A 24,779-nucleotide genomic window follows, 5' to 3' on the forward strand; every position below is an offset into this window, starting at 1 on the left:
CGTCAAGGACAGGAAGTGGAGCATAGGATTCCACGAGCTAATGGTTTACTACCTCCACGAATCGTTCAGGGGGCTTAACGAGGAGCAGAAGCTTGCCTTAGCTTCTCTCTTCGCCTCCGCTTACTTGGGTCAGTCCGTCCAGGAGGAGATGATGCTCCCCTACACGTTGGACCTCTACGATCTGGCCCACCGCTTCGATCACTCTAACTCGACCCTCATGACCTCAGGCGCGTTCCTCCAGGTGAAGGTGATACCGTATGTCCAACTGCTGTGGTGGGGGATAATTCTAATGGCCCTTTCAGAGCTCTACCTGATTATAGAGGGGCTGAGGAGATCTAGAACGACCTCAGCTCCCGAGGAACAGCAGACCGACTTGGGCCGGGAGCCAGAGGGAGATGGGAATGGTGAGCCCGGGGAGGGATCTCCCAGCCCTGTAAAGGACCCAGAGAGTCAGTAGGATACCCGCATTAAGGGCTGTCAGGGGTAAGATAGAGAGGTATATGGGAAGGGACCTGAATGAGACCGCTGCAGCCATGGAATAGCAGAACACATCCCCCATCCCCATGGAGACATCTCCGTAGAACACCATTAGGGGATCCAAGGGATCCTCTTGGGAGACCATCAGGAGCTCGCTCAACGGTCCCCTGAAGACCGAATAAGCATCGTATAGGGCGAGACCTCCGAGGAGAAAGTATATGAAGAGGTCATTAAAGAAGACCACGAAGAGGTAGGCTAGCGAAGCCGAGAGGAGCGACTTAGCCAAATTACCTATTAGGTCTCTGCGAAAGCTCAGCCAGGCGATTGCAACGGACAGGAGCAGCTCTAGGGTCCAGGGAAATGATATGAAGGCGCTTATAAGGGTGTCCAAGGAGACAAGCGTCGAATAAACGAAGAAGATACCGATCATTATCCGTATCAGCCGAACCATCTTCCTCCTGACTAGGTAAACCATCAGGACGGCCATACCGAATACCAGCACTATGTAGACTAGGGAGAGGCCAGCAGACTCTTGAACAGATAGTTCGACTTCCGGCTGGGGTCTGGTGCTTAACACCACTAGCCCAGCGAATACCTCGGCCAGAAGGGGCCAGAGAATAACAGAATACCTCTCCACCGCTAACCCTCCTTCCTCCCGATTACCTGTCCACTTGATGACCACAACTGGCCAAGAGGTTTAAATTTCTTTACAAGAGAGTAGGAGCCGACAGGGTGCTTAAAAATATGAAGGAGGAGGTAGTGGCTGCCGAAAACCTCAGAAAAAGCTATGAGACCTACCTTAGGAGGGGGCTGTTCAATAGGGAGAGGAAGGTCGTGGAAGCCCTGAAGGGAGTTTCCTTCCGCATATACCGGGGCGAGGTATTCGGGCTACTCGGACCCAATGGGGCTGGAAAGACGACCACCGTGAAGATACTTAGCACTCTCCTCCTGCCCGATTCGGGAGCGGCCACGGTCTTGGGATACGATGTCGTCAAGGAGGCCGTCGAGGTGAGGAGGAGGATAGGCGTCTCTTTAACGGTGGAGAAGGGTTTCTTCTGGAAGCTGACAGGAAGGGAGAACCTGATGTATTTCGGCATGCTTTACGGCATGGATGGAGCGGAACTCAGGAAGAGGGTTCAGAAGATGCTGGAGCTCGTGGGACTGGAGGAGCTGGGCTCATCGGATAAGCTCTACGAGGAATACTCCCTCGGCATGAAGGCTAGGCTGAGCATAGCGAGGGCCCTGCTCACCGATCCCGAGCTGCTGATACTCGACGAGCCCACCCTAGGGCTGGATCCCCCGTCAGCGCGGCTATTGAGGGAGCTCCTGATAAAGGTGGCCCATCAGGAGGGGAAGACGGTCCTGATAACGACGCACAACATGTTCGAAGCCGAGATAATGTGCGATAGACTGGCCATAATAAACGAAGGAGCTATAGTGGCCATGGACACGGTAGAGGGCTTGAAGAAGCTCGTATCCGATGAGATAACCCTCGAGATGCTGGTTGTGCTGCCAGCTAAGGTCAGCATCAAGCAGCTCAGGGAGGAGATATCCGAAGCTGTATCCAGCAGGGTCGAGGTCGATCCGACGGAGGAAGGCACTAGGATTAGGGTCGTCATGAGGTCCTTAGAGAAGGAGCAGGCCACTCAAGAGATGCTCAGGAGGTTACACTCCATGGGATGCTCGGTGAGGAGGATAGAGGTGAAGGAGCCCACCCTAGAGGACGTCTTCATCGAACTCACGGGGGGGAACTGAGATGAGGCTGTGGACCCTCCTGAAATCGGGACTGGTTCTGGACATATACTTCTTCAAGAACAACAGGGCCCAGCTGGTCTCGATGTTTGCCTGGCCCTACATACTCCTGGCGCTCATGCTAGGGATGGGGTTCCTATTCGGGTCCGCGGAGACCTTCAAGTCCAACGTGGGAGTCGAGGCGGATCCCGTGGTGTTCTTCGTCGCCTCCACGCTGATAGCAATGGCCTCCCTGTCGGTCATGTGGGAGGTCGGGGGCACAGTCCTCTACCACAGGTGGATAGGGACCCTCCCCTATGTGCTGATTGCTCCCTACAGGACATCCATAACGCTGGTGATGTCCTATATACCCAGATACCTCCTCTGGTCCTTCATGCAGCTCGCCGAATTCGTTCCCGTGCTCATATGGAGGGAGGGCCTGGTTGGAGGGCTGGCCGACACACTGATGATGGGCTTGGCCATCGTCATAGGGATGCTCCCCCTGCTGGGCTTCGCAGCGATATTCGGTTCCTTCCTCCTGACAATAAAGGAGGAGACTAATGTGCTCAGTTGGCTCAACCCCATAATCCTGATACTGTCAGGAGCCTTCTATCCTGCCTATCTATTCCCGATCTGGGCTAGGTTCCTCTCCATGCTCCTGCCGACCACCTATACTTTCGAACTCGCCCGTCTCTCATCACTAATCGGGGCGCCGAAGCTCGCTGAAATGACCTTCTTGATAGCCGTGCTGCTAGGAATGTCCTTCCTTTACAACGCTCTGTCGTTCACCCTCATGGGTAAGGCTGAGAGGAGGGCCCTGAAGAGCGGGGCGGTGTGATCCATGTGGGCGAAGGTGAAGGCGGTAATCTGGCTCCACACCTTGAGGCTGTGGAGGTACGGGATGAGCTTCATCAACATGATCCTCTCTCAAGTACTCTGGATCCTCCTCTTCATAATGGGCGTCCTCCTGTTCGTACCTCCCGAGCACCTGACCGTCGCACTGAGGATGGCCTACTGGACCATCGCAGCTTGGAGCGTCATATCCAGCTTCTCCTCACTGGTGGGGGGATGGACCTCCTTCTTCATTCTCATGGGAATGGTCGAGGAGCACCTGCTCAGGAACACCTCTCCCTTCACCACGATCATCGGGAGAGTACTCACAGGGACCACAGTTTCCTTCGCCATAATAATAGCAATGGGCTATGCCTTCAGCTGGATATTCGGTAGGGTGCTCATGACCGTCGAGCGGCCCTCTCTAATTCTCTCGGCCTTCGCTCTGCTCATCGTGGAGAGTCTCTCCTACGCACTCTCGATATCGGCCACCTCCATGAGGACGAGCATATCCGAGCAGTTCTTGGAGATACTCAACTTCGGAATAATAGGGCTGCTGATAATTCCCGTCAGTGTCCTGCCTGAGTATGCTAGGCTGATCTACCTAGCGATCCCGTATGTGGCGCCAACATACATGATCAAGGTTTCCGTGGGTGGTGAGAGCCCCATCCTCATGAGGGAAGCAGCCCTGATCAGCGTTATTGAGTCGATATTGATGGCCTTCATCGCGCTCAGACTCATAAGATCTGTGGAGGAGCATATAAGGAGGAATGGGGTTAGGGCGGTTGGTTTCTGGTGATGTAAACGTTTTAAATCCAAGATGGGTGACTGGATATGTCCGAGCTGACCGAGGGTTCTGAAGCACCGGATTTCTGCCTGCCCGATCAAGACGGACAGGAGGTCTGCCTGGGCGAGTATAGGGGTAAGTGGGTGATCCTGTACTTCTACCCAAAGGACAACACGCGCGGGTGCACTCAGGAAGCCAAGGACTTCACCACCCTAATTGAGGAGTTCGAGAGGCTAGGAGCCGTTGTGCTGGGAGTTAGCCCGGACTCCGTGAAGAGTCATAAGAGGTTCCAAGAGAAGCACGGACTGAGGGTCAGGCTTCTCAGCGATCCAGAGAAGGAGGTGATTAGGAAGTACGGAGCGTGGGGTAAGAAGAAAATGGCGGGTAGAGAGTACTTCGGGGTTATCAGGAGCACCTTCCTCATAGGTCCTGAAGGCAAGGTGAGGAAGGTGTGGCCCAAGGTGAAGGTGAAGGGACACGCTGAAGAGGTCTTAAACACCCTCAAATCCCTCATTTCCTAGCCACTAGGAGGTAACTCCCCATGCCCCCCTCCCTAGCCTCCTCTATCACCAAACCCAAGCCCTCAACTATATCCTTGATCTGATCTAATGAATAGAAGTCCGAGGAGATACCGAACAACCTCTCAACCACCCTCAACAGCTTAGTCGTAAGCTTGCTCCCGTCGAAATCGAACACCGCTAGCAACCCACCATCTCTGAGTACCCTCACTCCTTCCTTCAGGGCCTCGATCCTGCTGGGTATGTGGTGAAGGGAATCGAAGAAGTAGACCAGATCGAAATAGGAATCCCTGAAGGGAAGACTGGAGGCATCTCCCACGACGACGTGGACCCTCGAGGAGCCAAGTCTCTCCCATGCCTTCTCTGCCATAGCCCCCTCGATCTCTAGGAGGAAGGCCTCATCCACATAGGGGGATATCAGCTCTACTGCTATCCCATACCCGGCCCCGACGTCAAGGACCCTTCCCGCCCCCCTCTCCCTCACCAGTTCCACTAGGGGTGTGTATAATCCCTTCACCCTAGGCGTTGAGTAAACCAGCCTATACGCTAGGGGCTCCCTGTCTCTCATGACCCCACCACCAGAGCGCTAGCGAGGCTGAGGCGAACTCCCTGACATCGTCGTACGTTGGTATGCCCACCTCCTCTAGCAAGGACCTCTTCTCCCTCGTGTAGCGGCCGCCCGCTGCGAAAACCAGCAGGGGCTTACCGGCAGTATCGAACCGGGAAAGGACCTCCGCAAAATTGTCCTCCAGCGGGGAATCTTGGAAGACAACGAAGACTCCCAGTAAACCGACCTTCTCGGATTTCGCCAGTACCTCCAAGGCATTAAGGTAGTCGGAAGTGTTGGCGCTTCCTGTGAGGTCTATCACGAAGTCACCCACCAAGACGTAAGGAGGAAGCGAGCCTCTGAGCTCCTCCTTCGTGTCCTCTCTCAGCTGGGCTAGGGGAACTCCCTTCATCACGAGCTCGTCTGCGGCCATGACGCAGGGTCCAGCGCCGTTGGTTACCATGACGACCCCACCATCCTTCATCACCGGCTGCTTGGCCAAGGCCTTTACTGCGGCGTAGAGCTCACCGAAGGAGTCGACCAGCAGGGCACCTGCCTGTCTTAAGGCAGAAGACGCCACCTCGTGCTTGGCCACCATCCTGCCAGTATGCGATATTGCAGCCAAAGAACCTTTCTCCGTTCTGCTAGCCTTGTAAACGACCACTGGCTTACCAGCATCCCTCACCGCTTCCATGAGCTCCCTTCCTCTGGTGAAGCTCTCCACGTAAACCCCGATGACGTGAGTTTTCGGGTCCTCCGCGAAGTAGGATATGAGGTCGGCCTCGTCCACATCTGCCCTGTTCCCCAAGCTCACCATCTTGCTGACGCCTAGATGATCCTCGGCCGCCCAGTCCAAGAAGGTGGCTCCGAAGGTGCCGCTCTGGCTTAGGAAAGCCACGACCCCCGGGCCGGGTCTACCCATCCTCTCATGAGGCTGGAATGAAGTGTCTACCCTGCTGTACCCATCGAACACGCCTATGCAGTTGGGACCGATGATCCTGATCCCTCCCTCCTTGGCCAGCCTCACAACCTCCTCCTCTATTCTCTTTCCCTCCGGCCCGGCCTCGCCAAAGCCGCCCGATATTATGACCACGGCCTTGACACCCTTCTTCAAGCAGTCCTTCATCGCGTCGACGACTGAGCGAGCAGGTAACGTGATTACAGCCAGATCGACTTCATCCGGAACATCGAGGAGGGAAGGATATGCCTTAAGGCCTAGGATCTCGTCAGCTCTAGGATTCACAGGATAGATCTTTCCCGAGTATCCCGTCATCAGTAGGCTCCTCAGAGATTCGTGACCTATCTTGCCTGGCTTGGAGGAAGCCCCTATCAGAGCTACGGCCTTGGGCCTGAAGAAGCAGTCCAAGGAGGGGTCTGATCTTCGCATCATGTGATCGACCCGACTACACGTAAAAACGTAGCATCCGACGACTTCATGGGGATCTCGCAGGATTAAGGTTAAACCTTTCCTTGTTGATGTTTAGAGCGATCATATTTCATTTGAGATGCAGGATCACAATGTTGAGGAAACCGCAGTGTAGGCTCTAAGAACTATGAACTTAACACAAGGGTGGTTGACGAAAAAGGCACTTCCCTGTCCTGCACCGTCGAGATATCGATAAACGAAGTACTGGTCGGCTCGTATGGTGATGGAGATTCCCTGATAATTCAAGAGGGAGCTGAAGTCAAGGCATCTCCATCGGACTGCAGTGGATACTCGTTCGATCACTGGGAACTCGATGGAAACGAGTTGGATGAAACCAGTCCGACATTTACGATGACGGAGGATATGACCCTGAGAGCGATCTTCGCTAGATCTCCCACGAGGAGAAGCATCGCCCCCAAAGCCTGGTACGCGTCGATCTTCCCGGAGAAGTTCAGGTACGTGGCTGAGGGAGCGGATCTAGAGATAAACACGGATTTTCTCTCCAAGACAGCCGGACCGTCGCTACCGGGCCAGAGGAGCATGTTGATAATACTGGGAGGCCCCGATGTCGTTCCTTACAACTGGGGGGCTATTGGCGTGACCTATCGCTCGGGATAGAACTTCCTAGGGCGTTGCTCTCCGTACTCTCACTGCTATTGGTCTCCATGGCAAGAAGAAAGATTTCGAAGAGGGATGGGTCAGTACTCCACAATCCTCTTCAATTTTTTAGCAGCTAGCACCCATGAGGCTACCTGCTTCTTGGTTGGAAGCCTTCTAACGAGCTTTTTCTTCTCGTTAACCTTCACTAGCTCCTCATACAAGTTCTCCGGATTCCTCCTCGCTAGTTCGACCACTGTATCGACGCCAGCCTGCTCGAGGAGGTCAGAGTACTCCTCGCCCACCCCCGGAATTCTAAAGAGATCCGCCCTGTTGACCCACTCGAGGACCCTCTTCTCGGATACACCTAAGGACTTGGCGAGTCTCCTCCTGTCAGACTTCTTGGCCCCCGCCCTGAGTAAATCGTCAACGGTCTTAATCCCTATTTCCTTCAGTTTTTTGGCGTACACGTTGCCTATGCCCTCTATCGCCTCTACAGGGTAGTTCAATCGTCTTCTGGGCATGAGAACACCTGAAGGGTGAAGGCGGGTATACTAATAAAGTTTCCACACGGAAATCCCCATTGCTTCTAGAAGATTTTTCATCCAACATCAGAGCCACTAAAGTCGTTGGAGTGTGCACAGCTGCCGCAGGTCGACACGGATCGTTGTTCGCAAAGCAGTCACCTTTGGTTATCCAAGGGCTTTGGATTCCATCCTTACCTATACTCTCTAGGAGGTTGATGAAACTTTGAGACTAGGCTCGATTCTCAGACCGCTGAAACCTTTATCCTATCTGATGCCTCTTGGTTGTGGGACGGTATATTGAGGATCACCTACGACAGAGGAACCCTACTGATAGAGGGAGTCAGCAAGCTCCCGCACTGCAGGTATGATCCTAGGGTCGGTAAATTAAGGACTCTCGCCTACAGATACAGGGAATTGAAGGAGCTCCTAACTCATGCAACCGATCAAGTTCTCGATCTCCTTCCTCAACCTGATTTGACTGAGAAGGTGACTCTAAGACCCTATCAGGAGGACGCCCTTAACTCTTGGTTGCGGAAGAAGAGGGGGATAATAGTCCTCCCTACGGGGGCAGGCAAGACGTACATAGCGCTTAAGGCGATGGAAATACTGAGAGAACCGACTCTCATAGTCGTTCCAACCCTCCCACTACTCAAACAGTGGAAGGATTTGATAGAATCGATCTACGGTATAAAGGTCGGTGCGATAGGCGGAGGGAGCGAGGATCTGAGGTCTGTTACTGTGATAACGTATGACTCAGCTTACATCAGGGCCTCGGAGCTGGGAAACAAGTTTACCTTCTTAGTATTCGATGAAGTGCATCACTTGGCGGCTGAAGCGTACATAGAGATCGCTGAATATTCCGCGGCGCCCTTCAGGATGGGGCTGACTGCCACGCTGGAGAGGGAAGACGGGAGGCACGTACTTCTCTTCCCCCTAGTGGGCGGTGTGGTCTATCAGATCTCCCCCAAAGAGCTGGCTGGCGAGCACCTAGCTGAGTTCGACACGATCAGAATAAGAGTGGATCTGACTGATGAGGAGAGGGATAGATACGAGACATTGATCAAGGAATACAAGGAGGCACTCAGGCAGGCTGGGATAACCATGAGATCGCTTGAGGATTTCAGAAAGCTTGTCATGAGAAGTACGTCGAACAAGGCGGCTAGGAGGGCCCTGCTTGCATGGAACGAGGCTAGAAAAATAGCTATAAACTCCAAGAGTAAGCTAAATGTCCTTGAGAGCCTATTAGAGAGTCACAGGGACGACAAGGTGATCATCTTCACTGAATATAACGAGATGGCCGAGGAGATAAGCAGAAGGTACCTGATCCCCCTGATAACCCACAGGACGAGCCAGAGGGAGAGGAACCGCATCTTGGACTCCTTCAGGGCGGGTTCGGTCACGAAGATAGTTACCTCGAAGGTCCTAGACGAGGGTATAGATGTGCCGGACGCCAGGGTGGGTATAGTGCTCGGAGGCACTGGCAGCAGGAGAGAGTTCATACAGAGGCTGGGCAGGATACTCAGGAAGAGGGAAGGAAAGAGGGCCGTTCTCTACGAAGTGATATCAAAGGGAACGTCTGAGGTCAGGATATCCAGCAGGAGGAGGAAGGGATTGGGCTGATGCTTCCATCCCAGCTGTTGAGGGCCAGAGTCAGAGGATCGATGCTGTTTCCCCTCTGGGCGAGGGGTACCGACGAGGAGATCGAGCTTGCTAGGGAACTGATAGCCACGTTCCAGCGGGGAAGAAGGCTCAGCGAGATCCACGAGAGAGTCGAGGAGATAGAGGGGATGTACGAACTCTTGGGGGTGGACTATAGGTTTGTCAGGGGATTGGCCCTCCTCCTCGAGAGGATGAGCCAGTTCAGGAGGCCGGAAACCGCTATAGAACCGGAGAAGGCTAGAGAGGTGGTGTTTCGGCTGGTCAATGTCAAATACGGTGGTTTCGTAACTGAAGAAATTAGGGATCAGGCACTGGAGGAGGCTGCCCAAGAGTTGGGGATCTCCAAGGAAGATCTGGAGGGTAGTCTGTGGGCCGACTCCGACGACTTTCAAGTGCTGATCTCTGGGCCTGAGATATCCCCTGAGGATCTCCTCAGAGGATACAACCTCTCACTGCTCCAGACATCCCTCTTCAAGGCCCTACATCTCAAGATAGAGACTAGGGCTCAAGGATGGGAGGTCAAGGTGTTCCTCAGGGCGCTCAAGCGCCTAGGCCTTATGTACACGGCGGAACGGTTTGAAGGGGGCGTGGCAATAGAGGTCAGCGGTCCCGCCTCCATACTCAAGATGACCACTAGATACGGTACGTCCTTGGCTAAGCTGATCTCCTACGTAGTCTCGATGTCCCACTGGAGGATCTCGGCGGGTATCTCTAGGAACAAGAGGGTGCTCTCGCTTAGGCTTGATTCCAGAGCCAGGGACCTGTTCCCGAACGGGGGTGTTGAGGAGCCCCAGTACGACAGCTCCCTCGAGAGGAGGTTCGCCTCAATAGCCGAGGCCGGCGGTTGGAGGGCCATCAGAGAGCCAGAACCTCTGGTGGCCGGGCGTTCCATCCTCATACCGGATTTCTTATTAGTGAAGGGACCAGCTAGGGTTTACGTAGAGGTCATGGGCTTCTGGACCCCAGAATACATCGAGAAGAAGATCAAGAAGCTGTCCCTCCTGAAGGAACCCATACTTATCGTGGCGAGGAAGGACCTCCTCTGTTCTCGAACAGAGAGCCTGCCGAAAGATGTCTTCTACATCGAAGGGCGCATCGACAAGGTGGCTCTACTGAGGAAACTCAACGAGCTGGAGAGGAGAGCTATAGAAGAGATCGCACTATCGGATCGTGATCTCGAGGGAGATATCGTGGATCTCAGGTCTCTAGCGAAGGAGAGGGGTATGAGGATCGACCAGCTGAAGAGGGCCCTCTCGTTGGAGAGATATCAGGTATTGGGGGACTATGCGGTCCGGAAAGAGGTGCTGGAGTCACTTAAGACTAGGAAACTCCCTAGGAAGGTCAAGGAGCTGAAGGTAATGCTCAGGGAGGAGGGCCTGCCCGAGGATGTGGCCTTACCCTTGGCGTCGGCCTTGGGCTATGAGGTGGTGTGGCACGGGCTGGACGAGGATGAGGCCGAGCTGTACCCAGCGGATTGAGAGGAAACTTTTTATATGCACCATTTGGGTTGGGACTGTGATGCCCTTGGAACGGACTCCGTCCTCCTAGTGGTCGATCATCCCAGATTAGAGGAGAAACTCATTTACAGCTCCTTGAGGGAAAAGGGCCTTGAAGTAGGGATCCTTAACGTAACTTCGACCCCGCTGCCGATAAACGGGGTGAAGATCCCGAGAGTAGCTCTCATAAGGACAGTGGGGATGTTCAGGGGAGTCAGATCGTCCGCAGTACTGGAATCCATGGGTTCTCACTCCGTAAACAGCAGCTCGACGATAATGACCTGTGGGGACAAGGTGCTCACCTACTCAGCCCTCTCCAAGTTCGGGATACCGATCCCCAAGAGCGTGCTGGCGCTGGGGAGGGACGCGGTTCTTAAGGCCTACGGGGAGTTCCAAGGAGTGGTCGTGGATAAACCGCCCCTAGGTAGCTGGGGAAGGATGGTTTCACTCATTAAGAACGCGGAGATGGCGGTACAGATCGCTGACGCAAGGGGAATGATGCCCAGCAGCTTGAGGGGGCATGTCATACAGGAGTACATCGAGACCGGGGGTAGAGACATAAGGTGCCTCGTCTTGGGCGAAAGGACGATTGGGTGTATGGAGAGAATGGCATCCGTAGGCTGGAAGAGCAATGTGGCGCTGGGAGGAAAGGTGAGACCAATTAAAGCGACTAGCGAGATAGAAGAGCTCTCCTTGAAGGCAGCTGAGGCTGTGAAAGGGGAATTCGTGGCCGTGGATCTCCTTTCCAACGAGGAGGTTTTAGTGAATGAGGTTAATGGGGTCCCCGAGTTCAAGGGTTTCATCAAGGCTACCGGGATTGATGTAGCCAAAGAACTCGCCTCTTATACATGGGAGGTGCTGAAGTCTTGAGAGTGGCCGTATTCGGGGCTTCAGGCTATACCGGTGGGGAGCTACTGAGAATATTGATCTCCCATCCAGCCTTTACTGTGACAGTTATCACATCTAGGGAGTACGCAGGTAAGCCCGTCTACATAGCGCATCCCCACCTGAAGGGGCTGCTCTCGCTGAAATTCGCCAAGCTGGAGGAGGCCTTAAATAAGGAGTTTGATTACGCGCTTCTCGCCCTCCCCCACGGCATCTCTAAAGAAGTGGTTCCCTTCCTGCTTGAGATAGGGGTGGGAGTGGTCGATCTGGGGGCCGATTTCAGGTTGAAGGACCCTTCCCTCTATGAGACGTGGTATGGGTGGAAACACCCGAATCCTGAACTGCTGGAAGAGGCGGTTTACGGACTGCCCGAGCTGCACAGGGATGAGATAAGGAATGCAAGGCTTGTGGCCTCACCGGGATGCAACGCGACAGCCACGATTCTGGCCTCCGCCCCCTTGGTTAAGCTGGGGGCGAGGAGGGTGCTCGCGGACGTCAAGGTCGGCAGCAGCGAAGCAGGCTCCAAACCATCGAGGGGGACCCACCATCCCGAGAGGAGCGGAGTCATAAGGCCCTATTCACCCTCAGGGCACAGACATCAAGTGGAGGCGTCACAGGAGCTCTCCCTGCTAGCAGGGGAGGAGGTGAGGGTCAGCATGGTACCTCACTCCGTCGGTTCCGTCAGGGGGGCCTTCGCCAGCGCGCACGCGGAGCTGGAGGTGGAAGAGGGAGAGCTTTGGAGGGCATTCGCCAGGTTCTACTCCAAAGAGCCCTTCGTCAGGGTGATGCAGAGGGGATCCTACCCGAATGTGAAGAACGTGCTGGGGAGCAACTTCGCTGACGTGGGGTTCGCATCGGATCCCTCCCTTCCTAGGGTGTCGGGGTTCGCAGCGATAGATAACCTCATGAAGGGGGCGGCTGGGCAGGCCATCCAGTCCCTCAACCTGATGGCGGGCTTAGAGGAGACCACCGGTCTGATGCATCCCCCACTCAGTCCAGCGTAGGTGGTGGCATGATAGTTGTGAAGGTAGGAGGGAGGACCCTCGACAACTTCCCCTCTATAGCCAAGGACTTGGTGAGACATCAGCCGTTCGTGCTAGTCCACGGTGGTGGTGATCTGGTCACCGAGTACTCTAAGAGGATGGGAGTGGAGCCCAAGATAGTGGTATCGCCCTCAGGTATAAGGAGCAGGTACACCGACGAGGACGAGCTGGAGGTATTCACTATGGTGCTTGCTGGCAAGGTCAACAAGGAACTGGTCTCCACGCTCCTCGACTTGGGCATCCAAGCTGTGGGGATTTCTGGCGTGGACGGTCCCACATTGATCGCTAGGAGGAAGAGGAGGATAGTCATCTTGGAGAAGGGGAGAAGGCGAGTGATACCCGGGGGCTACACCGGGAAGATAGAGGAGGTCAGGGTGGATCTTATCAGCCTCCTCCTAGATTCGGGGTACAGCGCGGTCGTAGCCCCTCTAGCCAGGGGAACGGAAGGCGAGATGCTGAACGTGGACGGTGATCAAGCCGCTTCCAAGCTCTCTATCGCTCTGGAACCTGCGTACCTCATCTTGCTGTCCGATGTAGAGGGGGTAATGTGGGAGGAGAATGTCGTGAAGAGGCTGACACCCGTAGAAGCTGAGGAATTGGCTGCTAAGTTAGGGGCTGGCATGAACCGGAAGCTCATGATGGCCGCGGAGGTGGCGCGGTCTGGGGTGCGGGTCGCCATCTCCAGCGGCCTAGTGGACGAACCCGTTACTCATGCCTTAAATGGCGCTGGCACGCATGTCGTTCCAAGCTAGGAATTTTCCATTATTTTCCGATATTCGTCCTGTATAGTTCGAGGATAACGTTTATATTATGAGGTATTCGTATCACATGGTGCGAAGATATGGAGGCCGAGTGTCCTATATGCGGTTCCCCCGTGGAACTCCCCGACGATGTCATGGCGGGCGAGCTCCTCGAGTGTCCCTCCTGTGGAGCCACATTAGAGGTATACGAGCAGAATGGGACGTTTCTGCTGAAGGAGGCTGAGGAAATAGGAGAGGACTGGGGAGAATGAGGGTAGCCTTGGTCTATGAGAGGTTGAGGGAGGAGGAAAGGCAGCTCATAAGGGCCATTGAGGAGCTGGGGCACGAGCCAGTACGGTTGCACCTCAGCTCCAAATTCCTCCCGCTTGATCACGGGGAGACCTTCGAGGCCGAAGCGGCCCTGATAAGGGCGATCAGCGCCACCAAAGCGCACGCGTCGGCTGTGACCTTGTCAAGCTTGGGGGTAAGGGTGGTTAACTCGCCTGGGGTACTGTCGATCTGCGGGAACAAGCTGACAACGACGGCCAAACTTTCAGAGGCCGGAATTCCCACGCCAAAGACGGCGGTAGCGTTCTCGCTTGAGGGTGCCTTGGAGGCAGCGAAGTCCATAGGATACCCCTTAGTGATCAAACCCGTCAACGGGAGCTGGGGTCGACTGGTGTCCCTAGCGCAGGACGAAGAGGAGCTGAGGACCATACTGGAGCATCGGGAGGCGATTCCCTCCCCCTACTACAGGATCCACTATATTCAGGAATTCATAAGGAAGCCCGGGAGGGACATAAGGGCTTATGGAACCGAGGAGGCCTTCATTACGGCCATCTACAGGGTATCAGATCACTGGGTCACCAACACTGCAAGGGGTGCGAAGGCCGTACCGGCTGAGTACAGGGAGGAACTCGCTGATCTCGTTATTAGAACCGCTGAAGCGATGGGAGGTGGGTTCCTTGGCGTTGATATAGCTGAGGACGAGGAGAGGGGACTCGTAGTGATAGAGGTGAATGGCGTCACCGAGTTCAAGAACGCCGCCCGCGTGACAGGCGTTGACATCGCGAGGGAGCTCGTGAGTTACGCGGTGAGATGAATAGATGGTCTCACTGATCTCATTCTACGGGTTCAGAGGACTCAAGCTCGTTAAAGGGGAAGGCCAGTACGTGTGGGACTCGGAGGGTAGACGCTACCTCGATGCCCACACGGGTCACGGAGCTGCTTTCCTCGGGCACAGACCTCCTAGAGTGGTGAAGGCCATCCAGGAGCAGATGGACTCGATAATGGTGGTCACCCCTAGCTTCGTGAGCGAATCTATGGAGAGGTGCCTCTCCTCATTGGAGCGGGTTCTCCCCAAGGGATTGAACCATGTGTACTTCCAGAACAGCGGTACCGAAGCCGTGGAGCTGGCATTGAAGCTAGCCTTCAGAGCAACGGGTAGGAAAGAGGTGGTAGCCTTCACGGGGAGCTTCCACGGTAGGACTCTGGGTTCCCTCTCCGCTACTTGGAACCCGAAGTACAGAGAAGGCTATCCCTTAATCGATGTGAGGTTCGGGAGATTCAACGATTCTTCTTCAGCTGATCTGATAGATGAAGAGGTCGCGGCGGTCATAGTAGAGCCTATCCAAGGAGAGAGTGGCGTCAGACCTTCGACACCAGAGTTCCTCAGGGCGTTGAGGGAGGCCTGTGAGGAGCACAGCTCCGTCCTGATATTCGATGAGGTCCAGAGCGGGTTCGGCAGGACCGGCGAGATATGGGCCCACAGGACTAGAGGAGTCGAACCGGACGTCATGACCGCTGGCAAGAGTATTGGTGGTGGGTTTCCTGTCAGCGTGGTGGCAGCTAAGGAGTGGGTAATCGAATCCCTCAAAGGAGGAGAGCACGGTTCCACCCACGGAGGCAATCCACTGGCCTGCGCTGCTGTCTATGGAGGTGTATCCACCCTGCTAGAGTATGACGTACCCTCCAGAGCCGCCAAGATGGGTAAGGAATTGATTAAGGGATTGAAGGGCATTGAATCGCGCCTAATAAGGGACGTGAGGGGAGAAGGACTCATGATCGGGGTTGAACTCAGGGCTGACGTCGGACCCGTCCTCAGGAGGCTGCAACAGAGGGGGATCTTGGCCCTCAAAGCGGGGAGGACCGTTCTCAGGCTGCTTCCCCCTTATCTGATAACCGAGGAGGACGTTAGGAGGATCGTGGAGGAGGTGGAGAGTGCCCTCATCAACGGAATCGGGAGTCGATGAGATTCTGATCAAACTCTTGAGGGCTTACAGCCCTACCGGCCAGGAGGACAACGCTAGGGACGTAATAGTGGAAATCTGCGAGGATCTCGGATTGAGGGTCGAGATTGACGAGGTGGGAAATGTTCTCGCTAGTAAAGGAGGAGGTGGAAGGGTGTGGCTCGTCGGTCACTACGACACGGTCCCCGGGAGGCTTCCCGTCAGGAGAAGCGGAGGCGTGATCTCCGGTAGGGGAGCCGTGGATGCGAAGGGGCCCCTCTCAGCAATGCTGATGGCGGCATCCCTCTCCAAATCGCCCGTGATGGTCGCGGCCCTCGTTGGTGAGGAGGGGGACAGCAGGGGGGCCAGACACCTGCTTACTAGGGAGCTCCCACCTTTCGTGGTAATAGGGGAACCTTCTAACAAAACCGGCGTCATAATAGCCTACAGGGGAGGGGCGCACCTGACCTTGAGGTGTAAGGCGGAAGGAGGTCACTCATCATCTCCCGGAGTATCTGCAGTGGATCTGCTTGTGGAGTCTATCTCAAAAATGAAAGAGGTGGCTCCAGGCGAGAAGTACGATGTTCCCAGCATTACCACCACCATGATAAGCGGTGGAGAGGCGCCTAACGTTCTTCCAAAGAGGGCCGAGGCAGTACTAGACTTGAGGGTCCCTCCGGGGATCGATCATTCGATGGTACTCGATGAGATAAAATCTAAGCTCTCTGAAGGGTGTGAGGTGGCTGCCTTATGGGCTGTTCCACCTGTAGCGGTCAGACCTAGCGAACCAGTTCCTAGGGCGTTAATTAGGTCCATTATCTCCCTAGGAGGGAAACCCAGGCTCCTGAAGAAATATGGATCTAGCGATATGAACCTGCTTCACGGAAAGGTCTCGAGCATAGCGGCCTACGGTCCAGGCGATGGGAAGCTGGCTCACACCACCATGGAGTTCGTGAATACTAGGGACTTAGAGTTCGCTGTAGAGGTCTACCTAAAAACGATAGAGTACTTATCGAACCTATGACGTGCTGTGGAGCCCCGGAAAGTCACACAGTTTAGCGAGCTGACGCTTAAATTATAGTTTCGACTATTATAGTTGTGACTCGAAAATTCATCGATAGGGAGCCGGAGCTTTCTCTGCTGGAGGATAGTTGGGAGAGAGGGGATCGCCTCATAATAGTGTACGGGAGGAGGAGGATAGGGAAAACAGAGCTCTTGAAGCAATTCATAAGGGATAAGCCAGCCGTCTATTACCTGTGCTCTCTTAGGAAGGTCCCTTACAATTTGAGGAGGTTCTCCCACAAGGTATCCGAATTCCTAAGGATCCCCAAAATCCAGTTTTCGAGCTTTCAGGACGCTTTCGAGGCCCTAAAGGGAAGGGGCAGGTTAATCGTCGTGATAGACGAATTCGGCTACTTGGTCAGGGATGATCCAGGAATTCTGAGCGATTTCCAAGAGATAGTGGACGAAAAGTTGAGGGGTTCGGGGATCACACTGATCTTATGCGGATCCAGCATCTCCCTGATGGAGACGAGGGTGATGGGGGCGAAGTCCCCCCTCTACGGAAGGGCCGACAGGTATTTGAGGGTGAGACCCTTCAACATGAGGCAACTGACCTCCTGGTTCCCGAGTGCCGCCCCCGGAGACCTGATTAAGATATACGCGGTAACAGGGGGAGTGGCCAGATACCTGGAATTCTTTTCCGGAGTAGACGTGGAGGCCGAGATCGAGAAGAACTTCTTCGATCCCTCATCCTTCCTGTATATGGATGCCATGACCATGCTGTCAGAGGAGCTCAGGGACTATGCTACCTACCTACAAGTACTGGAAGCCATAAGCTTGGGGTATAACAAGGTGACGGAGATAGCTAACTACGCGTTCCTCCAACCCAAGGATGTTCACTTCTACCTCAAGGTGCTTTCATCTCTGGGCATAGTAAGGAGGATAGTCCCAGTCCTATCCCCTAGGAAAACTAAGAGGGGAGTATATGAGATAGGAGACAACTATTTCGACTTCTGGTTCGGGTTCGTGTCACCATTCCAGTCCGAGATAGAGTCGGGGTACAAGGGCCCGGTACTGCGAAACTTCAGGGAAAAATTCCCAGCTTACTTGGGCAGGGTGTTTGAGAGGGTGGTTCGGGAATTGATAAGGCCGCTCCTGCCGTACAGACCGATACAGGTGGGTAAATGGTGGCATAAAGACGTGGAGATAGATGTGGTCGCGTACGACGACTCGCACATTGCCTTCTTGGAGGTAAAGTGGTCTAATCTCTCGATCAGAGCTGCAAGAGGGGCCCTAACTTCTCTGAAGGAGAAGGCTTCGAAGGTAAAGTTCGATGGGAGGAGGTATTACGGCCTCGTAGCTAGAAATGTTGATAAGAAGGAGGAGCTGTTGAAAGAGGGCTTTATAGTCTATGATCTCGAGGATATTTTAGCCCTTGGAGACCGTGGCACTCGCGAAAGCACGTAGAGTCGTCAGCGGACTCTGGAGGGATCTATTTGCCTGAAGTGAGGCTATCTGAGCTGCTGAGGGTTAAAATAGCAGTAAGGGAGGAGTTAGCCTCTAAACTAGATAGAAAGGAGAGAAAGGAGGCTCTGGATGATAGACACGCCCACAGAGAGCCCAGACCCTGTGGGCTGACCGTTCATCCGGGTAGGGGATGCACTTACGCTTGCATCTATTGCTACGTGGAGGACATGGGTATGCCCCGGAGGCCGGAGCCGTCCCGCCTGTCAGGCTTGCAACTGGCCTATGCAATCGCTTCAAATCCATACACACTCCTCGGGAAGGGAGGGACATTTTTAGCGTTCGGTTCGGTCACTGAGCCATTTCTGCCAGCTATTAAGGGGAGGACCCTCGAGTACTTGGAGGCCGTATCCCGCTACTTGAGAAACCCGACCCAATTCTCGACTAAGGCCTACCTCAGCGAGGAGGATGCTGAGAGGATCCTGTCCCTCGATCCCTCAGTTAGCGCCTTGGTCACCATCTCGGCACTTAGGTGGGCGGAGAGGCTAGAACCGAAGGCCCCCTCTCCAGAACTTAGGTTCAGGACCCTCAGTAACCTGCTACAGCGAGGAATACATGCATCGCTCTTCCTACGACCTCTGATCCCGGGAGTGAGTGAGGAGGATGGTCCTCTGATACTGAAGAGGGCCGCCAGCTTGGGTGTGAGGGGAGTAGTGTTAGGAGCACTCAGGGTGACCCGTCGCATCCTTAGAGAGCTCGAAGCAGTGGGTCTGAGGGACCTAGCTAGCAAGATGGTCAGGGAACCGAGAAAACCCACTGATCAGGTGCCGCTGAACACAGGGGATCTAAAGAGAATGCTCTCATCGAGGGCAAGGGCCTTGGGCCTCAAGGTATTCCCCTCAGCCTGTTCTGCCAACGTGGATGCCCATGATCTCGGGTGTCACATGTGCGACATGGGTCCCTGCAACGGCCACCTGCCCGATTACGATCCTGAGGAGATAGAGCAGGCCCTAAGAGGTCTAGGAATAGAGGCTAGAATAATCCCAGAGGACAGGAAGATCCTCGCACTGGTGAAAGGGGGGTCGAAGAGAATGAGAAGGGTGAAGCACTTGGTCTCCACCGCTACCAAGAGGATGGTTACCGTTAGGTCGGTGAGGTAGGTATTGGAGGTGTGAGGGAACGACCATCGAACAGCTGCAGTTTGGGGACACATGCCTATTCGGCAAATCCCGTCCTCTTTATAGATCGATTCCGTTTCAATATCCTAGGTATACTTAGTTCCTCAACATCCGCCATGTCAACACGTTTTTCCTCGAGATCCTTCGTTGCATCCATCCCTTACTTATATGTCCATAACACTTACGTCCTTAATACAATAATGCTGAGCGTGAGGATTGGTGAGGACTTGAAGGAGAAGATGTCCAAATATAAGCACGTGAATTGGAGTGAGGTGATAAGGAGGAGCATTAGGAAGGAACTGAAGAATTTAGAGAGGAGAGATCTGGCCAGAGCTCTGTTGTTAAATGAAAGGTACCTAGTAAAGCCCGATGAGGGTTTCTCCAGCGTAAAGGAGATCAGAAAGTGGAGGGAGCTTGGATGGTCAAGAGGGCGATCCCAGATGCTTCTGTCGTAGCCAAGTGGTATCTGCTCGAGGAGGACAGGGAACAGGCATTGAAACTGAGGGACGATTACCTCAACGGCCTAGTACAGATCTCTGTTCCTAGTACATCCTTCATTTCGAGGTCTTGAATGCTCTGAGATGTGTAGCAGTAGGGAGATATCTGAGGAGCAGTTACGTTGAATAGCTAGGAGCCTATCACTCTATGGCTTCGAGGTATACTATCTATCGGATGAGGAATATGCTGACGAAGTAGCCAAATTATCTCTGATAAAGGGGATCTCTGTTCACGATTCAAGCTACGTAGCTCTCGCTAAGATGCTGAAAGCACGCCTACACACGGCAGATGAGAAGCTCCTCGAGAAGTTAGATGAGGAGAGATCTTTCTGCCATCACATACCTGATTACTGAGTATCGAAGGTCATCTCTACCTTTTCATTTTACTCCGTTATCACGCTCTTCAGATAAAACAATTAGCGGATTTATGCGCGCGCTTTGGGTAGGAACTCTTACCGCATATATGGGGTACCTTCCTGATTTGATGGTAAAGACAGATAGTGGACGCCGTTCTAGGCCCCGGTTACACACCTCCTATGGACATATGCACTGCGTCTCGGTTTGCTGTATCCACTAGTGTTATTGCTAGGATTTTGGTAGGATTGCGAATAATCTGCCAAATGTTTAGCGCAAACAACAATCAAACCCCATCATCAGGGTTATCCAAGAAAGTGGAGTTAGGGAACAATGTTCAGACGACAGCCCACTAAGCCCTCTTAAAGGCGATATTCACAATCATCTCGGGACTAGCTTCTTCAATGCCTCCACATTCCATGGATGGACAGTCTTCCTCCTCCTATCCACCGGTATTCCCTTTCTTCTCGCTTCTGTTATGGATATCCCAGCCTCCCTTAGCTCTCCTAGACTGAATCCTCTGCCCAACCTTTTCCTCTTTTCCCTTCTAGTGGAGGTCAGGACCAAGGGGCTCAGCGATCTCATAGGTCATCAGGTAGAGCTGAGAGTAATAAACCTAACAACGCGTCAAAGGGGTAATCTTCAAATAATATTTGATCCTTCCGATGCGAGGTGTGAAGGTAGAAGAGGATTCCCTGGTTTCAAGACTCAAAGATGTACTCCATCTGACGGAGTACGAAGCCAGAACATACCTAGCCCTGATCATGCACGGAAGCATGACTGTAGGAGAGCTAAGCAAGCTGAGCGGTGTTCCCAGAGCAAAATGCTACGAGACCTTGAGGAATCTCGTACGCAAGGGGATGGTGGTAATGGTCAGCAGTAAGCCAGCCAAGTACGCGCCTCTACCGGCAGAGGAAGGGATAGCTAACAGAATGGATCAGCTGAGGAAGGAGCTCGAAAGGAGGTTGATAGAGGCCGAGCAGCTCCTAGAAGAGATAAGAGAGGTAAGCGGCCAAGAATCCGTACGGGAGGTTCAGATGATGATCATCGAGAGCCACGAGGCCATACTCTCCAACTCTGTCAAGGATGCTGTGAACGCGGAGAGGGAGGTACTAGTAGCGCTCTCCAATAAACCTGCTAGGATAGACTGGAGTAAATACGTTAGGGATCTAGTTAGCTGCATGAGGAAGGGGGTGAAGTTCAGGTTCTTAGTGCCTTCCTTAAGTGTGTTCAGCAGTGAATTCAGGGAGGTACTGAAGGGGGACATGGTGGAACCTCCTTCATGGAGCGTTGAGGTTAAGGAAACAAGAGCTGTGAGGATACCTTTCCTAGTCATAGACAGAGACATAACCTATCTATACATATCAGATCCCGGGACGAACACTCTCAGGGCCGCTGTCAGGATAAGGGACAGCAGGATGGCGGATCAGATGAGGGAACTCTTCAACAGGTATTGGGAGATGAGTCGCTAGCTCTTGCCCTCCCGCTTCAGCCTGACGAGCTTGAAGACGACCGTCCCGCCGCATGTGAGTGGAGGTCCGGGATCGGGGCACTGCACGTGACCGATGTCTCCCTCACCTATCCCCAGTTGATCTGCAGGCACCCCGTGGGAGAAAGGGGACAGGAGGGTCACCATAGCAGTCAAGGCGTGGAGACAGATCCTCACACCTCCTGCTCCCTCTATGTAGAAGCCTCTCAGGGTGAAGGAATTGCCCTCGCGGTATCCAGCAGCGCAATGTCCTCGGACCTCCTCCACCTCTATCCTCACATCGTAAAGCAAGAGGCTCACCTCAGGAGTATCTCATCCAGCCTGACTAGGACAGCTCCCTCTCTCACCATCTCGTTCTTGGCCTCCTCCTCGCCACTCGGGTCTATGCCCCTTATCGCATCCTCCACGACGAAGACCTCGAACCCCAACTTCAGCGCATCTAGTACGGTGGCCCTAACGCAGTACTCGGTCGCGACACCTCCTATGAAGAGCCTCCTCACCCTTCTCTCTTTGAGGATCTCCTTAAGATCGGTCCCCTCGAATCCAGAGTAAGCGTCCTTATCTCTATCCGTCGCCTTAGAGACTATCACGGCTTCATCAGGGACAACCAAATCTGGATGAAACTCTGCACCTTGGCTTCCCTGCATGCAGTGAGGAGGCCAGGGACCCCCCCTCTGCTTAAAGGATATGTGGTCAGGAGGGTGCCAGTCTCTAGTGTAGACCACGGTGAAGCCTTTCTTGGCGAAGTGGGAAATCAGGGCGTTAAGGGGTGGCACGACCTCGTCTCCTCTAGGGACTGGAAGGGCGCCCCCAGGCATAAAATCCCTCTGAACATCCACCACTATGAGCGCTGGATTCCGGACCGTCGCTACTCTCATATGATGCATGTGAGTGTGGACCTCATAAACTTAGAAAGGTAAAGGTGAGAGAGGTATGGGGGATCAGACCTCCAGCTCATCTAGGAAGTCGGGAATCCAAGAGAACATGTCTTGAGAGACCTTGGCTACCATGTCCACACCAACTACCTCGCTTGGATAGACTGGGATGTAAGACCTCACTAGGGGCCCAAGGTCCCTCTCTATCTCGGCCATGTAACCGAGCTGCTCCTTGTACTTGTTCCTTACGTATTCGTTTGTCGTCGCCTCAGCTATGGCCTTCGGGATAACCTGATTCACGATGACACCGCCAACGGGTATGTCGAAGCCCTTCACCATCTTAATGAATCTCTTTACCACAGCTATTGGCAGGGACAGGGGCAGTGTGACGAAGAAGAACGCAGTGAGGTCCTCATTCAGCAAGATGTCCTTGACCCTGTTGAACCTGTCCTGCATCGATAGGAGGTCGGCCATGAGGGGGTCCTTCTTTATCTCCTCCATCACCTTCTCCTTGCGGAAGGAAAGCTTCACCCTGAGTGATAGGGCTTCTTTCCTGCTCTCGATCATCCTCTCAAGCCAGAGCCCGTAGATCTTGCTCAAACCTATCAGCCTAGCCGCGTTCGCGACTGCAGCGGTATCGAAGACCACTACATCATACTCCTCACCCTGCTGGAGAACCACATCCATCATCTTGTCGAACATGGCCGACTCTTGGAACGCCGGGTTCGTGGTGGCTATGTCGATGAAGGGCTTGGGATCCATGGGTATGTCCGCCCATTTCAGAAACTCCGAAAGCCTCTTCGCTATGTTCTGTTTGTATTTCTCTACCACGTCGTCTATCTCCACCTCTAGGGCGTGGAGGTTCTGAGCCCCCTCCACAGGCTTTATGACTCCCCCTCTAAGGTCTTGCCCGAAGAGACTTGATAGCGAGTGTACGGGATTGAGAGACACAAGGAGAGTTCTCTTCCCATCTTTAGCAAACCTGTAAGCCAAACCAGCAGCAGATATTGTCTTTCCGACTCCTCCCTTACCTCCGGTGAAGAGGAACTTGAGCTTGGGCTTCTGAGAGAGGAACTCTGGCATTAATACCCTCTCCTCCAAGTTCACCACCATAGTAGATCCCTCCTCGAGTGCATTAGGTCCTCAGCGACCTTCGCAATCATCCCTAACCCCTTTGGCTCCCTATCGTACATAGGAATGAGTGCCGCTACTAAGTCCCCGAATTTATCCCTTATTTCCATAAGATGATTCTCCTGCATCTCTATCTTCTTCCTCAGGAGTTCGGGAAGGTCGGGCTTGTCCAGCAGGTCCCTCGGGTATATCTGGTTGACCACCACACCGGACATCTCTATGTTCAGCTCCCTGAACATCTCCAGCGCGCGCTCCGTGTCCAGTATGGCCATCTTCTCCGGTACCATCACCATAAAGAAGGCCGTCTTCTCAGAGTTTGTCATCAGTTCGGTGAAGGTGGTCATCTTCTTTCTTATCTCCTCCAACTCCTTCAGAACCATGTCCTCGGTCTGCATCCCCCCTTTTAGGGTCGCTGCTACTGCCTCGTACTCGGCGGCCTCCTTTCTGGCCTCAGTTATCTTGTCCACCCAAGCGCTGAGGATCTCCGCCATCGCCACCATCCTGACCCCGTGACCGAATGGGGGCATGTCGAAGACATAGAGGTCGTACTCGCCTGACGCCACCAGATCTGCCATCGCATCGTAAGTTGCGGATTCGTACATCGCAGGCTCGGCGGAGGTGCTGTCTATATACTCCTCGATCTCCTTAGGAAGCTCCTCCAGTCCATACATGTCCAGTATCCTTTGCTTGATCTCCTGCTGATACTCTGCTATCTTCCTGTCAGCATCTATCTCAACCACGTAAAGGTTGGGCGCCACCTCCACTACTCCCTTACCGAAGAGGTCTCTCTCAAAGATGTCGCTGAGGGAAGCTTGGGGGTCTGTGCTGAAGCAGAGGACCTTCTTTCCCTCATTCACGGCCATATGGTAGCTAAGGGCAGCGCTGCTGGTGGTCTTTCCCAAACCGCCCTTCCCAGCGAACACCACCACCTCTATATTCGGCTTCCTCTCGAAGAATTCAGCTAAACCCACCATGGAACCACTCTCCCGCTCCTTAGCCGCTCAGCAGATCGGTGAAGTCCCTCTCCCTAAACAACCTCTCCTTCCACGACTTTATGTTGGGAACGACGTAGGGCAGGATCTTCAGCGAGTAGTAGGGTGGGATTATCGGGAAGCCCAGCATGTCGCCCAAAGTCATCAGCATGAAGAGGTGCTCCATGTGCATCCTAGTCTTCAGGGCCGCGGTAGCCGCCCCGTGGACAGCGAAGCCATAGAGCACGCCCTTAAGGGCCTCGGAAATCCCTTCCTCCTTCTCTTTCTTCTCCTTTCTACTAAATAAAGGGATAGAGATCACCTCC

Annotated in this window: 30 protein-coding genes; 20 read left to right on the forward strand and 10 right to left on the reverse strand. The window is 53.9% G+C overall.

Annotated features, from left to right (window positions below; translation table 11 throughout):
- A partial coding sequence (locus QI197_00005) for a hypothetical protein (protein ID MDK2371760.1) occupies nucleotides 1-457 on the forward strand: 457 nt, incomplete at its 5' end.
- Here QI197_00005 and QI197_00010 read toward each other — a convergent pair.
- A complete protein-coding gene (locus tag QI197_00010; GenBank protein ID MDK2371761.1) occupies nucleotides 347-1,114 on the reverse strand; it encodes a hypothetical protein in 768 nt (255 codons plus the stop codon). The genes QI197_00005 and QI197_00010 overlap by 111 nt on opposite strands.
- 107 nt (nucleotides 1,115-1,221) lie before the next feature.
- Between QI197_00010 and QI197_00015 the strand changes: the two genes are divergently transcribed.
- From QI197_00015 to bcp, 4 genes are read left to right on the forward strand one after another with little or no spacing between them, the layout of a single operon-like run.
- The gene (locus tag QI197_00015; GenBank protein MDK2371762.1) at nucleotides 1,222-2,232 is read left to right on the forward strand and encodes an ABC transporter ATP-binding protein; all 1,011 of its coding nucleotides are present in this window, start codon (nucleotides 1,222-1,224) and stop codon (nucleotides 2,230-2,232) included.
- A 1-nt stretch (nucleotide 2,233) separates the two neighbouring features.
- Nucleotides 2,234-3,046 (forward strand): ABC transporter permease, encoded by an 813-nt coding sequence (locus QI197_00020; protein ID MDK2371763.1) that lies wholly within the window; start codon nucleotides 2,234-2,236, stop codon nucleotides 3,044-3,046.
- Nucleotides 3,047-3,049: 3 nt separating this feature from the next.
- Nucleotides 3,050-3,838: a hypothetical protein gene (locus QI197_00025; protein MDK2371764.1), complete on the forward strand. Its 789-nt coding sequence runs from the start codon at nucleotides 3,050-3,052 to the stop codon at nucleotides 3,836-3,838.
- Nucleotides 3,839-3,873: 35 nt separating this feature from the next.
- Nucleotides 3,874-4,347 (forward strand): thioredoxin-dependent thiol peroxidase, encoded by a 474-nt coding sequence (gene bcp / locus QI197_00030; GenBank protein MDK2371765.1) that lies wholly within the window; start codon nucleotides 3,874-3,876, stop codon nucleotides 4,345-4,347.
- On the opposite strand, the gene QI197_00035 is transcribed toward bcp, so the two are convergent.
- Together QI197_00035 and QI197_00040 are read right to left on the reverse strand one after the other, a co-directional pair.
- Nucleotides 4,337-4,912, reverse strand: coding sequence for a class I SAM-dependent methyltransferase (locus tag QI197_00035; protein ID MDK2371766.1), 576 nt, complete (start codon nucleotides 4,910-4,912; stop codon nucleotides 4,337-4,339). The genes bcp and QI197_00035 overlap by 11 nt on opposite strands.
- Nucleotides 4,884-6,278: a CoA-binding protein gene (locus QI197_00040; protein MDK2371767.1), complete on the reverse strand. Its 1,395-nt coding sequence runs from the start codon at nucleotides 6,276-6,278 to the stop codon at nucleotides 4,884-4,886. The genes QI197_00035 and QI197_00040 overlap by 29 nt, the downstream gene beginning before the upstream one ends.
- Before the next feature lie 183 nt (nucleotides 6,279-6,461).
- On the opposite strand from QI197_00040, the gene QI197_00045 reads away from it, so the two are divergent.
- A complete protein-coding gene (locus tag QI197_00045; GenBank protein ID MDK2371768.1) occupies nucleotides 6,462-6,935 on the forward strand; it encodes a hypothetical protein in 474 nt (157 codons plus the stop codon).
- A gap of 80 nt (nucleotides 6,936-7,015) precedes the next feature.
- Here the strand turns inward: QI197_00045 and QI197_00050 are convergent, their stop codons facing one another.
- Nucleotides 7,016-7,438, reverse strand: a complete 423-nt coding sequence (locus QI197_00050; protein ID MDK2371769.1) for a DUF4332 domain-containing protein — start codon at nucleotides 7,436-7,438, stop codon at nucleotides 7,016-7,018.
- A gap of 300 nt (nucleotides 7,439-7,738) precedes the next feature.
- On the opposite strand from QI197_00050, the gene QI197_00055 reads away from it, so the two are divergent.
- The 13 genes from QI197_00055 to QI197_00115 all read left to right on the forward strand — a co-directional run bounded on the left by QI197_00055 (nucleotide 7,739) and on the right by QI197_00115 (nucleotide 19,707).
- Nucleotides 7,739-9,061, forward strand: a complete 1,323-nt coding sequence (locus QI197_00055; GenBank protein ID MDK2371770.1) for a DEAD/DEAH box helicase family protein — start codon at nucleotides 7,739-7,741, stop codon at nucleotides 9,059-9,061.
- Nucleotides 9,061-10,578 (forward strand): DUF790 family protein, encoded by a 1,518-nt coding sequence (locus tag QI197_00060; GenBank protein ID MDK2371771.1) that lies wholly within the window; start codon nucleotides 9,061-9,063, stop codon nucleotides 10,576-10,578. Before QI197_00055 ends, QI197_00060 begins: the two co-directional genes overlap by 1 nt.
- Nucleotides 10,579-10,602: 24 nt before the next feature.
- The gene (locus tag QI197_00065) at nucleotides 10,603-11,466 is read left to right on the forward strand and encodes a RimK family alpha-L-glutamate ligase (GenBank protein ID MDK2371772.1); all 864 of its coding nucleotides are present in this window, start codon (nucleotides 10,603-10,605) and stop codon (nucleotides 11,464-11,466) included.
- Entirely contained in the window at nucleotides 11,445-12,485 is a 1,041-nt protein-coding gene (gene argC / locus QI197_00070; GenBank protein ID MDK2371773.1) for an N-acetyl-gamma-glutamyl-phosphate reductase, read from the forward strand. Before QI197_00065 ends, argC begins: the two co-directional genes overlap by 22 nt.
- A gap of 8 nt (nucleotides 12,486-12,493) precedes the next feature.
- Nucleotides 12,494-13,276: a [LysW]-aminoadipate/[LysW]-glutamate kinase gene (locus QI197_00075; protein MDK2371774.1), complete on the forward strand. Its 783-nt coding sequence runs from the start codon at nucleotides 12,494-12,496 to the stop codon at nucleotides 13,274-13,276.
- An 89-nt stretch (nucleotides 13,277-13,365) separates the two neighbouring features.
- Nucleotides 13,366-13,536 carry an alpha-aminoadipate/glutamate carrier protein LysW/ArgW gene (gene lysW/argW / locus QI197_00080; GenBank protein ID MDK2371775.1) on the forward strand — a complete coding sequence of 57 codons (171 nt, stop codon included), beginning with the start codon at nucleotides 13,366-13,368 and terminating at the stop codon, nucleotides 13,534-13,536.
- Entirely contained in the window at nucleotides 13,533-14,366 is an 834-nt protein-coding gene (lysX, locus tag QI197_00085; GenBank protein ID MDK2371776.1) for a lysine biosynthesis protein LysX, read from the forward strand. The genes lysW/argW and lysX overlap by 4 nt, the downstream gene beginning before the upstream one ends.
- A 4-nt stretch (nucleotides 14,367-14,370) precedes the next feature.
- Nucleotides 14,371-15,516: an aspartate aminotransferase family protein gene (locus tag QI197_00090; protein ID MDK2371777.1), complete on the forward strand. Its 1,146-nt coding sequence runs from the start codon at nucleotides 14,371-14,373 to the stop codon at nucleotides 15,514-15,516.
- Entirely contained in the window at nucleotides 15,485-16,516 is a 1,032-nt protein-coding gene (locus QI197_00095; GenBank protein MDK2371778.1) for an N-acetyl-lysine deacetylase, read from the forward strand. Before QI197_00090 ends, QI197_00095 begins: the two co-directional genes overlap by 32 nt.
- 74 nt (nucleotides 16,517-16,590) lie before the next feature.
- Complete coding sequence (locus QI197_00100) at nucleotides 16,591-17,961, forward strand: ATP-binding protein (protein MDK2371779.1); 1,371 nt, start codon at nucleotides 16,591-16,593, stop codon at nucleotides 17,959-17,961.
- 38 nt (nucleotides 17,962-17,999) lie between these two features.
- On the forward strand, nucleotides 18,000-19,118 hold the full coding sequence (locus QI197_00105; GenBank protein ID MDK2371780.1) for a radical SAM protein: 1,119 nt from the start codon (nucleotides 18,000-18,002) through the stop codon (nucleotides 19,116-19,118).
- Between the two features lie 245 nt (nucleotides 19,119-19,363).
- Nucleotides 19,364-19,591, forward strand: a complete 228-nt coding sequence (locus QI197_00110; GenBank protein MDK2371781.1) for a hypothetical protein — start codon at nucleotides 19,364-19,366, stop codon at nucleotides 19,589-19,591.
- Complete coding sequence (locus tag QI197_00115; GenBank protein MDK2371782.1) at nucleotides 19,555-19,707, forward strand: hypothetical protein; 153 nt, start codon at nucleotides 19,555-19,557, stop codon at nucleotides 19,705-19,707. Before QI197_00110 ends, QI197_00115 begins: the two co-directional genes overlap by 37 nt.
- A 661-nt stretch (nucleotides 19,708-20,368) precedes the next feature.
- On the opposite strand, the gene QI197_00120 is transcribed toward QI197_00115, so the two are convergent.
- Complete coding sequence (locus QI197_00120; GenBank protein ID MDK2371783.1) at nucleotides 20,369-20,572, reverse strand: ribosomal protein L13e; 204 nt, start codon at nucleotides 20,570-20,572, stop codon at nucleotides 20,369-20,371.
- Between the two features lie 89 nt (nucleotides 20,573-20,661).
- Here QI197_00120 and QI197_00125 point away from each other — a divergent pair, with 89 nt between their 5' ends.
- Nucleotides 20,662-21,459: a helix-turn-helix domain-containing protein gene (locus tag QI197_00125; GenBank protein MDK2371784.1), complete on the forward strand. Its 798-nt coding sequence runs from the start codon at nucleotides 20,662-20,664 to the stop codon at nucleotides 21,457-21,459.
- Here the strand turns inward: QI197_00125 and QI197_00130 are convergent.
- The 5 genes from QI197_00130 to QI197_00150 form a co-directional block, all read right to left on the reverse strand.
- Entirely contained in the window at nucleotides 21,456-21,767 is a 312-nt protein-coding gene (locus QI197_00130; GenBank protein MDK2371785.1) for a TIGR04076 family protein, read from the reverse strand. The genes QI197_00125 and QI197_00130 overlap by 4 nt on opposite strands.
- Nucleotides 21,768-21,772: 5 nt before the next feature.
- Nucleotides 21,773-22,354, reverse strand: coding sequence for a nicotinamidase (locus QI197_00135; protein MDK2371786.1), 582 nt, complete (start codon nucleotides 22,352-22,354; stop codon nucleotides 21,773-21,775).
- Between the two features lie 63 nt (nucleotides 22,355-22,417).
- A complete protein-coding gene (locus QI197_00140) occupies nucleotides 22,418-23,434 on the reverse strand; it encodes an ArsA family ATPase (GenBank protein MDK2371787.1) in 1,017 nt (338 codons plus the stop codon).
- A 20-nt stretch (nucleotides 23,435-23,454) separates the two neighbouring features.
- Nucleotides 23,455-24,456: an ArsA family ATPase gene (locus tag QI197_00145; protein MDK2371788.1), complete on the reverse strand. Its 1,002-nt coding sequence runs from the start codon at nucleotides 24,454-24,456 to the stop codon at nucleotides 23,455-23,457.
- A gap of 19 nt (nucleotides 24,457-24,475) precedes the next feature.
- Nucleotides 24,476-24,775, reverse strand: a complete 300-nt coding sequence (locus QI197_00150; protein ID MDK2371789.1) for a hypothetical protein — start codon at nucleotides 24,773-24,775, stop codon at nucleotides 24,476-24,478.
- Nucleotides 24,776-24,779: the final 4 nt, after the last annotated feature.

Source organism: Thermoproteota archaeon, assembly GCA_030130125.1.
Taxonomy (GTDB): Archaea; Korarchaeota; Korarchaeia; order Korarchaeales; family Korarchaeaceae; genus Korarchaeum.